The organism is Neisseria sp. HMSC70E02, assembly GCF_001838645.1.
GTDB classification, from domain to species: Bacteria; Pseudomonadota; Gammaproteobacteria; order Burkholderiales; family Neisseriaceae; genus Neisseria; species Neisseria macacae.
On record NZ_KV838082.1, the window covers coordinates 19,020 to 32,236 of the forward strand.

Annotated in this window: 13 protein-coding genes and 1 pseudogene; 4 read left to right on the forward strand and 10 right to left on the reverse strand. The window is 52.4% G+C overall.

Going from position 1 to position 13,217, the window contains the following annotated elements; translation table 11 throughout:
- Window positions 1–108: 108 nt before the first annotated feature.
- The 6 genes from HMPREF3277_RS04990 to HMPREF3277_RS05015 all read right to left on the reverse strand — a co-directional run bounded on the left by HMPREF3277_RS04990 (window position 109) and on the right by HMPREF3277_RS05015 (window position 5,376).
- The gene (locus HMPREF3277_RS04990; RefSeq protein ID WP_070870217.1) at window positions 109–1,098 is read right to left on the reverse strand and encodes a phosphatidate cytidylyltransferase; all 990 of its coding nucleotides are present in this window, start codon (window positions 1,096–1,098) and stop codon (window positions 109–111) included.
- Window positions 1,095–1,781: a lysophospholipid acyltransferase family protein gene (locus HMPREF3277_RS04995; protein ID WP_070774291.1), complete on the reverse strand. Its 687-nt coding sequence runs from the start codon at window positions 1,779–1,781 to the stop codon at window positions 1,095–1,097. The genes HMPREF3277_RS04990 and HMPREF3277_RS04995 overlap by 4 nt, the downstream gene beginning before the upstream one ends.
- 4 nt (window positions 1,782–1,785) lie before the next feature.
- Window positions 1,786–2,160: a hypothetical protein gene (locus HMPREF3277_RS05000; RefSeq protein ID WP_070870218.1), complete on the reverse strand. Its 375-nt coding sequence runs from the start codon at window positions 2,158–2,160 to the stop codon at window positions 1,786–1,788.
- A 67-nt stretch (window positions 2,161–2,227) separates the two neighbouring features.
- Complete coding sequence (locus tag HMPREF3277_RS05005; RefSeq protein ID WP_070870219.1) at window positions 2,228–3,049, reverse strand: CPBP family intramembrane glutamic endopeptidase; 822 nt, start codon at window positions 3,047–3,049, stop codon at window positions 2,228–2,230.
- Between the two features lie 125 nt (window positions 3,050–3,174).
- Window positions 3,175–4,785: a phosphatase PAP2/dual specificity phosphatase family protein gene (locus tag HMPREF3277_RS05010; protein ID WP_070870220.1), complete on the reverse strand. Its 1,611-nt coding sequence runs from the start codon at window positions 4,783–4,785 to the stop codon at window positions 3,175–3,177.
- Between the two features lie 3 nt (window positions 4,786–4,788).
- The gene (locus HMPREF3277_RS05015; RefSeq protein WP_070870221.1) at window positions 4,789–5,376 is read right to left on the reverse strand and encodes a hypothetical protein; all 588 of its coding nucleotides are present in this window, start codon (window positions 5,374–5,376) and stop codon (window positions 4,789–4,791) included.
- A 198-nt stretch (window positions 5,377–5,574) separates the two neighbouring features.
- Between HMPREF3277_RS05015 and HMPREF3277_RS05020 the strand changes: the two genes are divergently transcribed.
- Entirely contained in the window at window positions 5,575–5,946 is a 372-nt protein-coding gene (locus HMPREF3277_RS05020) for an ACP-like domain-containing protein (protein ID WP_003755076.1), read from the forward strand.
- Between the two features lie 348 nt (window positions 5,947–6,294).
- Here HMPREF3277_RS05020 and HMPREF3277_RS05025 read toward each other — a convergent pair whose 3' ends face one another.
- On the reverse strand, window positions 6,295–8,037 hold the full coding sequence (locus HMPREF3277_RS05025) for a bifunctional alpha/beta hydrolase/class I SAM-dependent methyltransferase (RefSeq protein WP_070870222.1): 1,743 nt from the start codon (window positions 8,035–8,037) through the stop codon (window positions 6,295–6,297).
- A gap of 231 nt (window positions 8,038–8,268) precedes the next feature.
- On the opposite strand from HMPREF3277_RS05025, the gene HMPREF3277_RS05030 reads away from it, so the two are divergent.
- Together HMPREF3277_RS05030 and HMPREF3277_RS05035 are read left to right on the forward strand one after the other, a co-directional pair.
- Window positions 8,269–8,553, forward strand: a complete 285-nt coding sequence (locus tag HMPREF3277_RS05030; protein ID WP_039406898.1) for a PepSY domain-containing protein — start codon at window positions 8,269–8,271, stop codon at window positions 8,551–8,553.
- Between the two features lie 220 nt (window positions 8,554–8,773).
- Window positions 8,774–10,729 carry a Pycsar system effector family protein gene (locus tag HMPREF3277_RS05035; protein WP_070870223.1) on the forward strand — a complete coding sequence of 652 codons (1,956 nt, stop codon included), beginning with the start codon at window positions 8,774–8,776 and terminating at the stop codon, window positions 10,727–10,729.
- Window positions 10,730–10,911: 182 nt separating this feature from the next.
- Here HMPREF3277_RS05035 and HMPREF3277_RS15230 read toward each other — a convergent pair.
- The 3 genes and pseudogenes from HMPREF3277_RS15230 to HMPREF3277_RS05045 form a co-directional block, all read right to left on the reverse strand.
- Window positions 10,912–10,974 (reverse strand): annotated as a pseudogene (locus HMPREF3277_RS15230) (transposase); the annotation flags it as partial.
- A gap of 107 nt (window positions 10,975–11,081) precedes the next feature.
- A complete protein-coding gene (locus HMPREF3277_RS05040; RefSeq protein ID WP_070870224.1) occupies window positions 11,082–11,702 on the reverse strand; it encodes a DUF2238 domain-containing protein in 621 nt (206 codons plus the stop codon).
- A gap of 45 nt (window positions 11,703–11,747) precedes the next feature.
- The gene (locus HMPREF3277_RS05045) at window positions 11,748–12,347 is read right to left on the reverse strand and encodes a CDP-alcohol phosphatidyltransferase family protein (RefSeq protein WP_070870225.1); all 600 of its coding nucleotides are present in this window, start codon (window positions 12,345–12,347) and stop codon (window positions 11,748–11,750) included.
- A 117-nt stretch (window positions 12,348–12,464) separates the two neighbouring features.
- On the opposite strand from HMPREF3277_RS05045, the gene queC reads away from it, so the two are divergent.
- Window positions 12,465–13,124, forward strand: a complete 660-nt coding sequence (gene queC / locus HMPREF3277_RS05050) for a 7-cyano-7-deazaguanine synthase QueC (protein WP_070870226.1) — start codon at window positions 12,465–12,467, stop codon at window positions 13,122–13,124.
- Window positions 13,125–13,217: the final 93 nt, after the last annotated feature.

Consider the following 13,217-nt stretch of genomic DNA (forward strand, 5'->3'; position numbering starts at 1 on the left):
GCCTTGTCCTGATTTAAAGTTAATCCACTATAAGGTCGTCTGAAACTTGGATTTGGGTTTTCAGACGACCTTTTTGCATGGCTTCAAGCAGAACGATCAACAGCAGATTCAACCGTTCCAATAATACCGGACAATGTGGAAGAACACTGGAGCGGCGAAGCAGATGGAATCTACACGGTCGAGCATACCGCCGTGGCCGCGTATCATGTTGCCCCAATCTTTGACGCCGTAGTCGCGTTTGATGGCGGACATCACCAGCCCGCCGAAGAAACCCATCAGGCAGATGACGAAACCGATAGCGGCGGCTTGACCGTGGCTAAACGGCGTTATCGGCGACAGCAGCGCGGCGAGCGCGGTGGCAGACAAAATGCCGCCGACCGTACCGGATATGGTTTTGGATGGAGAAAGCGAAGGCATGATTTTGGCACCGCCGACCAGTTTGCCCCAAACGTATTGCAACACGTCCGAAGCTTGCACCACGAAAATCAGAAACATCAGCAACAGGATATTGCCGCTGCTGTTGAAATCGTCCAAGTTCAGGAACATCAGGGCGGGAACGTGTGAAAGGCAGAAGATACAAATCATCGACATCCACTGCGTTTTGGCGGCGCGTTCGAGGAAATGGGCGGTTTGACCGCTCAGGCTGGCAATAATCGGCAACACCAAAAACCCGTACACGGGGATGAAAATGCTAAACATGCCGTACCAGCCGTCATAGACGAAATAATATTGCACCGGCAGCAGAAGGTAGAAACACACCACCATGCTGTAATAGTCGCTACGGCGGCGATAGACGAGGGTCATAAATTCGCGCAAAGCGGCAAACGAAATCAGGAAAAACAGCGCCACCGTCCCCGTTTTACCGAACCAAAATGCGACCAGCAGTACCAGCGTCATCAGCCACCAAGCGTAAATGCGGGCGTTGAGGTTGGAGATGGTGGCATTGTCTGCGCCGTTTTTGCGTTTCAGCCATTGCCCGACGATGCTGGCGAAAATCAATATGGCAAATACGCCGGTAAAGATATAGCCTGCCTGCGGGGTCAGATGGGCGGCGGTTTGTTGGGTAATGATTTGGCTGGACGTGTTAACAAAGCTCACGATACAGCTCCTTTGTTTTGTTGAGACTCGTTGCACTCATTTTCAGACGACCTCAATGCCAGCAAGGCTTCGCGGGTGCGCATCAGGAAAGTGTCTTTGTCTTCACCTTCGCGCAGGGTCAGCGGTTCGCCGATGTGGACTTCGCACAACAACGGCACGGGCAACACTTTGCCTTTAGGCAGGACGCGGTTGATGTTGTCTATCCATATCGGCACAAACTCGGTGTCGGGCTTACTCTTTGCCAAATGGTAAATGCCTGATTTGAAGGGGAGCAGGATTTCGTTTTCATCCGTATTGCGTGTGCCTTCGGGGAAGATAATCAGCGAATCGCCCGCTTGGAGCGCGTGGTTCATCTGTTCGGTAATCGACTGCGGATTGTCGCTGTGGCGCGGAATCAAGAGCGCGTTGAAGACGTTTTGGATGATGAAACGCTTGAGTTTGTTGGTCAGCCAGTAATCCGAGCCGGCAACGGGACGCGTCGAAAGCCGCCAGCGGCGCGGCAGGGAAATCCACACCAGCAAAAAATCGCCGTGGCTGCCGTGATTGGCGTAATACACTTTCTGCTGCGGATTGAACGCCAGCTCGCGCGGGCTTTTGGGGCGGACGCCGGTGAGAAAGGATACCGACAGGCACAATGCTTGGTCGGTCAGCCATGCAAGTTGTTTTTTAAGAAAATTTTTCATGACATCAGAGGATTTGGATAAGGGAAACTGCCGCTTGTGCAGCGGTCAGGTAAAGGCTTTTGCGCCACAAGGCAATCGCGCCCGCCACACGCTCCGGCATGGGGGGGTCGTCCGAAACGCGGCGCAAGCCGGTTTGCCGCAAAGTTTGGTCGAAGGCTTCGGGCGTATAGCGGCCGTCGGCAAAATCTTGGAACACGCGGCGGTCGAATTCGATGCGGATGTGGTAGTACAACAGCGCCGCCGCCAAGACAAGCTGCACCGCCGACCACGCGCCGCCGCGTTGCGCGGACAAAGCGAATAGCAAGACGTTGAGCACGGCGGTATAGCGGGCGGTGGCAAGCAGGCGGGCGGTAATCAGGCTGTCAGTGGAATTGTCCATTCACATTCCTTTTTAGTATGGAAACCGTCTTTCGGGGCATATCATGTCCAAGGGTCGTCTGAATTTGTTATCGGGATGGCACAGGCTTACCTAAAAACAAATTCTTTTCTGCAATCAAAATATAAATGGCTACTGCCGACAAAATGGCCGTCTGAATAACCTTGCTGACAGGGTGGGTGGCGAAAATCTCGTTACCCAGATTGGCGCACAGGTGGAATATCGTCGCCACGGCGATGCTGCGCCCGCTTTTGGCGTACAACCAGTTCATCAATAGGACGAAGACAAACATGCTGACCACGAAATTAACCGTGTAGAGTGCGCCTTCGGAAACGATTTGGCTGTGGTAATAGCCTTTGACGAAGGCAAGCGGCATGTGCCAAAACGCCCAATACACAGCAAATAGCAAGGATGCGACAAACAGGCTTCTGCGTGCCGTGAGCGCGTCGGTGCCATAGCTGTGCCACGCCAATTCTTCGGCAACAGGCGAAATGAGGAGCATGAACCATGGCGACAGCAAGGCGGACGTAAATGACGGATGTCCCGAAATGTGAAACTGCGCCCAACTGTGTCCGAAAGCGATGGAAATGAGTTGCGCCAGCACCAAGGTAACCGGACCGAGCAGTGCGGCAGCGAGCAGGTATCGCTTGGGAAAACCTGTCAGGCGGAACAGGCGGTGTTTCGCGTCCGTCCATAATTTGGGCTGTTTGTACAACATGAATGCCGCCACGAGCATGGGGGCGAACAGCCCGGCCAGCCCTAATGCAGCCTGTGCCCACTGGTACTCAACAGCATCAGGACGGTGGCTGATGTAGGCGGCAGCAAACCATAATGTCCACGGAATCAGCAGGGATAAAGTGTAAAACGTAACGGGGCGGTAGCTTTCAGTCATAAGATTCCCTCCTTACTTTGGTTCGGCACAGATGAGTCGTCGTATCGTGAATTTACTTTAAACTAGGACTGCATTGCCTTGCACAAGCTCAATAGAGAATGATTTGCTCAGCTTGATTTTTTCATCTACTTATCTTCGCTATCTCGATTAGCGTCGCCAAAACTCGCTTTGCTCGTTTTGGCGAAACTCTCTGCGTTCGTTTTAGCTTCGCAGAAACTCGCTTCGCTCGTTTTCAGACGACCTGCCGCCGCTTCTATTGCTTTTGCCGTTTCCGGCGGCAGCACCATCTGCGGGCGAGCTTGTTTCAGTTCCGCCGTTGCCTGCGCCAAATCCCGACAGCCGCCGTAAACCAGCAGCCAAGTAAGCACCACCGCCGCGCTGCGTCCGTAGCCCAGCGCGCAACAGGTCAGAACCTTGCCGTGTTGCCGGCGCAATGCTTCCAGCAACAAAGCCGCCTGCACCAAATCGTTTTCAGACGGCACCACCATGTCCAATAACGGCAGAACGCGGTATGCGCCACGATAACGGGGGCGGGGATATTCGGCGCATACGTCCAATACGGCGGGGAGGTCGTCTGAAATTGCCAGGGGGTGCGGAGATTTAGCTTGTGAAGCGGATTTTTGTGGCAAAAAATGGTAGATGCAAGGCAAAAAGCGCAGCAAGGTTGAACACCTTGCGAGCATTTTTAACGCAGCAGATGCCGTTTTTTTCCCCAAAACTCCGCCACAATGCTGCATCTCCGCAACCCCTGAGATACTGCCAATCAACACATCATCACGAACCCGCGCCGTCTTCGCCTTGCCACGCAGCCAGTACGCCATGTTCAGCCGAACGCCCGCCAGATAAGGCATCAGCAAAATTGTTGCCGCAGCCGACAGCCTGCCGTCTGCCTGTTTTTGGAACACCGCCGCATTGCCGGTCAGATAGGCGAAAGCGACTACCGATAGCGACACGCTGACCCATAACATCCACAACCACGCACCGCCGAACAAGGAAGGCAGAGCCGACAATACCGCGCCCGCCAGATACAGCATGGCGATTTTGATTTCGCGGGAACGTGTTTCGGGGGGAGTTTTGGCTTCGCGGAAACTTGCTTCGCTCGTTTTCAGACGGCCTTGAGTATCAAAAGGCCGTCTGAAAGGCGATACGCCGTGTTGCGGTATGGCCCACAGCACCAGCCATCCCAGCAGCGCGCCGGTCGGCACGTCAATAAAATGGTGTTGGTAAGTCGTCAGTACCGACAAAGCAATCAGGCTTTGCCACAGCAAAATCGGCAATCGGATTTTGGGAAACCGCGTCCAATAAAACGCACCGACAATGATAGACAGCGCGATATGCAGTGACGGAGATTGGTTGTACGGCAAATCAAATGCGACCAATGAATCAAACATCACGCCCCACAGCCCGTCGGTAGGCGGCTTCGGCCAGCCGAAATGCAGCGGGAACAGCATAAAGCAAGTAGTGGCGACAATTTGCGCTGATACCAGCCGTGCGACATAGCGGTTTTGCTCACGCGTATCTCGACAAAGGAAAAATGCCGCTGCATACATGAGGTTCAGCGACCAATAAGGCAAAATCGTCCATTCCCAAAACGGAATGCCGCGCTCCCACGCAAAAGCGACTTCCGGCACATAGGTCAGCGATGCCGCGTAATGGTTGGACAAACTGTAGCTGGCATAAAAAAGTATGCCGACCAAAGCAAGTTTGAGTAGAGAAGTTTTCAGCGTAGGTTTCATGTTTTATCTAGTGCATTCCACTTCATCGCCATAATGATCGGAATTCAGGCAGGATAAAACGTTTTCTTTTGGATGGTAACGGAATTCCTGCCACGGACCATCGGACGAAACGGCGCGCCAGTGATGTTGTGAAGACTGGTATTGCTTCAACGTCCTGTTTGCGCCTTTGACACAAAAATTCTGCACCCTACCCGCTGCCAACATACCGTGCCGTTTATCGGTTGGTGTGGTAAATAAGGGAATAAGCTTAGACATATCGGCATTTCGGGCAAACTTCATTTTGACATGGCCGTATCCTTCACCGGATTCGATGATTAAGGCGGACAAGGGCTGTCCAAAAGCAACAGAATTTTTCAATTCAATAGTTAATGCTTCACCATCCGACTCTGTCTGCCTGCTCCGGCTGCGGGCAACGGAGGCGCGGTATTGGGCAGGCAGTTTGCCGATATCGGACTTTCCATAAGGCAAGGCATCGAAATCAACAGCGCAGCCTTTCTTCATAGACTGCAACAACGGCGTCCAGTCAGCCGCAGCGACATAACAGGCGGATGAAAATGCGGAAAGAATTAGTAATGTAAGTAATTTTTTCATTATGAAACTTCACCTTATTAAAATTTGTACAAGCGTAATAACTTTTCCCGAAAATTTCTTTGTATAGCTTTGCATATGGGCATATTGTATATTTCTTCGGAACGGATAAAATATGTCCTGCTTTCAAAACAAAGCAAGGATGGCGCCGGATAGTCCACGCCACACATCACTCTTTTTTACTTTATGGAGTAATACCAGATGAAACTCTTATCTGCCGCTGTTGTAGCCGTTCTGACCGCCGGTGTTTCCATGACTGCCGCCGCCGCTCCTGCAGGCTATGTTCCTTACAAATGCGACAACGGTAAAAAACTGAATGTCGTTTATGAATTCGACCGTAAAGGCAATGCAGTAGGCGCTTCTGCAAATGCAGCCGGCAAACAAATCAGCCTGCGCGTTGACAAACGCCGCTCTGACAGTACCGGCACTACCTTCACCAACAAACGCGGCTTCTCTATGTCTGCCGGTTACATCGACCGCAACACCCACACCACTTCCGAAGTCGTGGGCGTCAGCGATGCACAAAACCGCTTCATCGTGAAAAACTGCGAACCTGTTAACATCGATCGTTAATTTAAAGCAACGATTTAAGTTTCTTCGAGGTCGTCTGAAAACCGAAACAAGGTTTCAGACGACCTTTCGTTTTATCTGTTTCCAGACAAATTTTGAAACTGTTGCATATCTGCACAACTTCCGTTCCTCGCACGTATAGTGGATTAACTTTAAACCAGGACGGCGTCACCTCGCCTTAGCTCAAAGAGAACGATTCTCTAAGGTGCTGAAGCACCAAGTGAATCGGTTCCGTACTATCTGTACTGTCTACGGCTTCGTCGCCTTGTCCTGATTTATGTTAATTCCACTATAACAACCTAAAAATGTTTCGCTACGCGAGAAACGGTAGTGATTCATCAACTCCTCTTTTTATTTCTTCACAGCCAGACTTACGGTAAAGATGCCGTCTTCGTCTATCCACTGATGGATTTTTTCAAAACCGGCTTTTTCTACAAGCTGATCCATTTCCTGCTGGCTGCGGCGGCGCATCACCCAGTTTGGGCTGCCTGCTTTGTGGCTGGTCAGCGCGCGCGCAATCATTTCGAGCTGCGGATGCCACGGCTGGCCGGTGTAAATCAGGTAACCGCCTGTTTCAATCGCATCGCCGAAGCCATAGAGCGAGTTCAAAATCAAATCGTTGTCGGCAAACAATTCATGCAGGCCGGAAACGATGCCCAGCGTAGGACGGGGCTGCAAATCCTGATAATTGGCGCGGTCGTAGGCATTGACTTCGTCGAAGGTAACCGTGTCTTGCAGACCGCGTTCGGCAATCAGCTTGCGTCCGGCTTCAACGTTAATCGGACTGTAATCGCGCAGGCGCACGGAATCGGGCAGCGTGTCGGCAGTCAGCGCGTCGAGCACATAGCGGCCGTGCCCCGAGGCAATATCGAGAACATGTACGGGTTTGCCCGCTTCGCGCAGCTTGGCAGAGGCCGTCTGAATCGCTTTGCCGATATTGATTTTACGTTGGCGGATACCGCGCCAGCCGATGGCGTTGAGATAGTGTTTATCCACCGCCACACCAAAGGCGTTGCTGCCCTGCGGCTGGTTGCGGTACACATAATCGAGCGTGCTGCCGGAGTCGTAGCCGGTTTCCTTGCCGATTTTCAAACCTTCGCTCCAGCGCGCGCCGAGGTCGAGGGCAGCTCGGTAAACCGCCCAAAATGCGCCGCGCGGCGAACAAATAGGCAAAGGCGTGGCCAGTTCGTCGGCTTCGCGGCGGCTTTCGCCGTGCAGGTGGGCTTGGGTCAAATCGACTTGATATAAAGGCTGATTGAAACGTTCGCGGATAAAGCGGCGCATTTCGACAAAGGCGATTTCGCGGTTTTGTTCGCCCAATGTGTCGTGATAGAAACCGGGCAGGATATGGCGTTCTTTGATGCGGCTGCCCAAACGGTTGTAGAAATCGTGTTGCGGTTTGTGGTGAACAACCCAGTCGCTGTCGGAAATCAAAAGCTGCAAGGGCGTGGTAATCGCCTGCGCATCGGCGACGACGCGTTCGGCAGCCTCATACAAACCGAGCAGGATGCGCACGGAAATGGCGCGGGCGATGAGCGGATCGTTGTCGTAGCTGGTTTGGCGTTCTTGGTTGTGGGTCAGGTAGTGGGCTTTGACGTAGCTGTTTACAAAGAAATTACCGCGCCATTTCTGCATGATTTTCAGGCCGGTGCGGGCAAAAGGAACGTAGAGTTTGACTTTGAATGCGGGCGACGCCAATACGGCGCAGCGGATTTTCGGCGCGTAGTCGTGCAGCCAAGTGGACACCAATACCGCGCCGACGCTTTGCGCGATCACGCAGATGTTTTCAGGTTTGATGCCGTATTCGCTTTGGATGTGGCGGATAAAGTCGTCCACATCGGCAACGGAAGTACCGATACTGGGGCTGTCGCCGCGTTCGCCGGGGCTGTGCCCATGACCGCGCGCGTCCCATGCGAAATAGGCAAAATCGTCGAAACCGAGTTCGTCGGCAACAAACATCATCCGGCCGGAATGCTCGTGGCCGCGGTGGAACAGCACGATGGCTTTATCGGCCGAACCGTCGGCAGCGGGTCGGTAGCGGTAGAAAAGCGAAGTGCCGTCTTGGGTAGAAAAGTATTTTTGTTGCTCGGACATGAAAAACTCCTGATAGTCATATTTTTGAACGGTATCATGACACTCTGAATTTATGCAATCGTTATCTGATAAACGGATAAAGGAAATGACGGAAAGAAGCAACAAAAGGTCGTCTGAAACGTTTCAGACGACCTTTACTACGTTTAACGAAGTGCTAAATGACTGCTAATTTTGCCGTGTTTTAATACACTCATCAAAACCCCAATGACACATTTCGAAAGGAAGTCGAACATGAAAAAATTATTATTGACCGCCATCGTCGCTTTATCCGCTGCTGTCGCAGGTGCCAACGATTACATCGAACACCAAATTTACAGCGACAAAAATTTTGAACAAAACCGTACCAAAGCCATCAGAATGCTTGAGCAACGCGGTTATCGCGTTCACGACATCGACGCCGACGACTATCGTGGCAGACCTGTATTGGACGTAGAAGCCTACAAAGGCGGACGCGAATACGACATCAAATTGTCTTACCCCGACTTGAGAATCATCAAAGAGCGTATCGACTACTGATAAACGATACGTTACAACTGCCGCAAACTGCCCGTTTGGCGGCAGTTTTTGTTGAAGAAGAACTTGGATTTCCGGCTTAATCATTACAAACATGATTATCCCAAAAAGTGTAATGTTTTTATTGATAATGTATGACGTTGTGTAAATTCCCCGAATCAGAGGAACTAAAAAACGCTTTTCCCTTTCCATTTAAATTGATTCACTCAAACGGAGGATAAACATGGATTTCCACGATAAAAATAAAAAAGGGCAAGAGCCGCAAAATACGGTTTCTGACTGGGAGAAACCTTTCGAACGACCCGATCCCGATGCGCCGCAGCCTGTTTCCGAAGTTTGGGAAGATTCAGAAGAAGCGTTTGATAAGGGTGAAGAAACATTAAAAACTGAAGAAGCTGTAAACATTGAAGAAGCCGTGAAAGCTGAAGAAACTTTAAAAGTTGAAGAAGCTGCGGAGCCTGAAACTGCAGACCATCAACAAGACAGCAATGCCGAAGAGGCCGTGACGGATAACATCATCCTTGAAGGCATTGAGACGTCGTCTGAAAAGCCCAAAAAGAAAAAGAAAGACAAAAAAGACAAGGCGAAGAAGAAAAAACAAGCCGCCGATGTGCCGCCTTCCGATCTTTTGGGTACGAACAAAGGCGTGGAAACCATGTTCCGCAACGCCGTGCGTTCGGAGATGGAGCTGCTCGCGCTGGCGGCGACCAAGGCGAACATTATGATTTCGCTCAACGGTTTTATCGTGTCTGCGCTGATGATTTCGGGCGCATTTATTTTTTCATCGTCACCCGAATTTCTGATTCCGGCAAGTACGTTTATGATTACCGCCGCCGCGTCCATTGTGTTCGCGCTGCTGTCCGCTTCGCCTGAACGTATCGGCAAAATGCAGGCGGCGCGCGCTTGGGTCAAGGATTTCTTCCGCGGGCGCGCCAAACTGCGTGATTTGAGAACCCGCCTCAGCAGCACCCAAACGCGCTTTTTCAGCGGCAGCCAGCCCAATATCCTGATTTACGAAGACCGTGTGAAGGTGCAAAAAGACCAATATTGGGAAATGATGCAGGAGATTATGGGCGACCGCAAACAAGTCTATCAAAAGATGAGCGATCATCTTTACTGGCTGGGCCTGCTGGCGGACAAACAATTCAAATACATCAACCTGTCCTATGCCGTATTCCGTTGGGGGCTTTTGGCTTCGCTGGCGGCGTTTATCGGCGTGAAGACGCTGCCTTCGCTGCTGACCCAACCTGCCAACAATGCGGCAGAGCTGCGCTCTTTGGGTATTAATATGTTCAACGGCGTGTATGAACCATCCGCCGTGCAACAGCTTCCCGACGGCAAACTGTTGATTGCCGAAGACGAACCGAATCACGCGTTCAGCATCGTCAGCATCGATCCGTCAGGCAGATTTATCGAAGACGAGGCCTTGGATACACGCGTGATCACCGGCTTCAAACGCCGCCTGAGCGACTTGGAAGCATTGGCGCGCGACGATGAAGGCTTTATCTACGCGCTCACTTCGCACTCGCGCACCCGCAAAGGCAACCGCTCGCCCGACCGCGAACACCTGATGCGCTTTAAAATCCAAGACGGTAATGTGTTGGGGCTGACCAGCTACGACAATCTGACGCAGGTTTTGGAAACCGACCACAAATTGCACGACCTCATCCGCGAACGCACCAAAGCCGAAGTTTCCTTTGAAGAAATCAATATCGAAGGCATGGCGTTCGACCCTGTGAAGAAACGCCTCGTCTTGGGCTTCCGTGATCCTGAGTTCAACAATATGGCGCTGGTGGCATTCATCAGCAACCCGAAAGACGTGTTCGAGCGCAACGCCAAGCCTGAGTTTGACGAAGTCGCCATCCTCGACATCGACGGCGGCGGTATCCGTTCCATCAACTACGACCCCGTGTTGAAAAACTACGTCATCGCCAACGAAGTGAAGGATGAAAACGGTCAGAAATTCTCGCAACTGTGGACTTGGAGCGGCAACCCGACCGACGAGCCGCAAAAAATCTCACTGCCTAACCTGCAACACATCACCAACGTCGAAGCCGTCGATTCGATTACGGTCAACGGCAAGCCGCAGATGATTCTGATGGGCGACGAAGGCAATGCCTCGCAGAAAATTACTGCCAAATATATGTTGGTGGATTACAGCCAACTTGGTAAACAGTAGTTTTAAAGCTGATTAAAGGTCGTCTGAAACGGAGATTTAAGGTTTCAGACGACCTTTTTTTGGCGAATGACTACCCCATCCAAACCGATACGGCATTGCCTCGTTTTGATTGGTATCCTTCCGCGAAAGCGGCGGATGTATAGTGGATTAACTTTAAACCAGTACGGCGTTACCTCTCCTTACCGTACTACCTGTACTGTCTGCGGCTTCGTCGCCTTGTCCTGATTTATGTTAATTCCACTATAAAGCCTGCCGATTATGATTCAGCGACATATGATTCAGCGACAAAAGAAAGGTCGTCTGAAACCGAATCATGGTTTCAGACGACCTTTTCACTATTGCCCAAGGGCTATCAGCTTGCGTTCAATCGTTTGTCTGGCCGTGTAAGCATAAACACCACCAGCGAAGTCAGCGCGCCCAGCGTATCGGCGAGCATGTCTTTTTGCGCGTCCCAAATATCGCCTTGCGAACCGAGCACTTCCAGCCCCGCTTCGCCGCCGTCGATCACCGCATACTGCCATTCGATGATTTCGTAAGCCGCCGCCACGCTCATGATGAAGAACAAGGAGAAAAACAGGGCAAGCGCGGGGCGGCAGAGTTTGCGGCGCAACAGCCACTCCGCCATTGGATAGGCGTAGAAACCGATAATGTAGTGGCCGACGCGGTCGAAATGGTTGCGCCCTTCGCCTAAAAACGGCGCAAGCAGGCGGTTTGCCCAATCGAAGGGGACATCGGCGAAGGTATAGTGCGCGCCGATGGTGTGCATAATCAGCCAGAAGCTCATGAATACATAAGCCAGATTGCTAAAGCGGAACAGGCGGTAAGTGGCAACAAGCGCGATAAATACGATGGAAACAGGGATGATTTCGGCGTACCAAACGGCGCGGTCGGACGGGTTGATGCCCGACCAGACGATGAGTGCGGCAATGAAAACCGTGAGCAGCAAAGTAATGGTGTGCGATGTTTTTTGCATGATATTTTCGTTTTATAAAGTGAGTAAAAGATGGGGAAATGGGTTTCAGACGACCTTTAAGCCGTTGACGACGCGCTTATAGCAAGTGTAAACCAGTGCCGCGCAAGCCAGCCACATGACGACGTAGAAAACCGCATGGAAGCTGCCTGCCACCGCATACCATACCGCCAGTACGCCGATAAAGAACGCGCGGTCGCTCTTGCCGAACGGCCCGTCATAACGCCGCCCGTTGCCGTGTACCTGCCCCAACACGCCGCAAAATTCGGTCATCGCCGCCAGCCAGACAAACAGGCCGATTTGTGCGCCGTCAAACGGGGCGATAAAGGCGAAAGGCAGATACAGTGCGGCATCGGCGGCAACATCGGTGATTTCGTTCAGATAACCGCCCAATGCCGACTGCTGACCGAACTCGCGCGCCAGCATTCCGTCCACCGCGTTCAACGCCATACGGACGAACAGCCACACGGGCAACAGCCAAAACAAGGCGGGAACCTGCGCGCCGAGCGACAGCAGCAGCCCGACCGCGACCGACACCGCGCAAGCCGCCAGCGTAACCTGATTGGCGGTTACACCGCGGTTATAAAGAGCGCGCACCAGCGGGCGCAGCAGGTTTTGGAATTTGGGTTTAAGGGCGTAGATGCTCATAATTATGCCGTATGAAAAAACGAAGTGCCGCGATTATAGACGAAATCCGTTATAATCCGTCAACTTTCCCACCACGCGGTTCGCAAACCTCCCGCGTTACCAAAACTAGGATTCACCATGCAAAACCAACAAGCCTTGGTCATCTTCTCCGGCGGACAGGATTCCACCACCTGCCTGATTCAGGCGCTTCAAACCTACGGGCGCGAAAACGTCCAAGCCATCACCTTCCAATACGGGCAACGCCACGCCGTCGAGCTGGAACGCGCCCGCTGGATCGCGCAGGATTTGGGCGTCAAACAAACCGTACTCGACTTGAGCCTGATGCAGCAGATTACGCACAACGCCCTGATGGACGACACCGCCGCCATCGAAACCGCTTCAGACGGCCTGCCCAATACCTTCGTGGACGGACGCAACGCCCTGTTCCTGCTCTACGCCGCCATCTACGCCAAAGGACAGGGCATCAGGCACATCATCGCGGGCGTGTGCGAAACCGACTTCTCCGGCTACCCCGACTGCCGCGACGTGTTCGTCAAATCCATGAACGTTACCCTCAATCTGGCGATGGATTACGCCTTCCAAATCCACACCCCGCTGATGTACCTGACCAAAGCGCAAACTTGGGCGCTGGCGGACGAACTGGGCGCGCTCGACTACATCCGCGAGCAGACCCACACCTGCTACAACGGCATCGTCGGCGGCTGCCACGAATGCCCGAGCTGCGTGTTGCGCGAGCGCGGGCTGACGGAATATTTGAAAAGTAAAAAGGTCGTCTGAAAACGTGTTCCGTCCGTAGTGGGAACGTCTGCGGCAAGAGGGCGGTCGAATAATCAGCCGAGAATATAGTGGATTAAATTTAAATCAGGACAA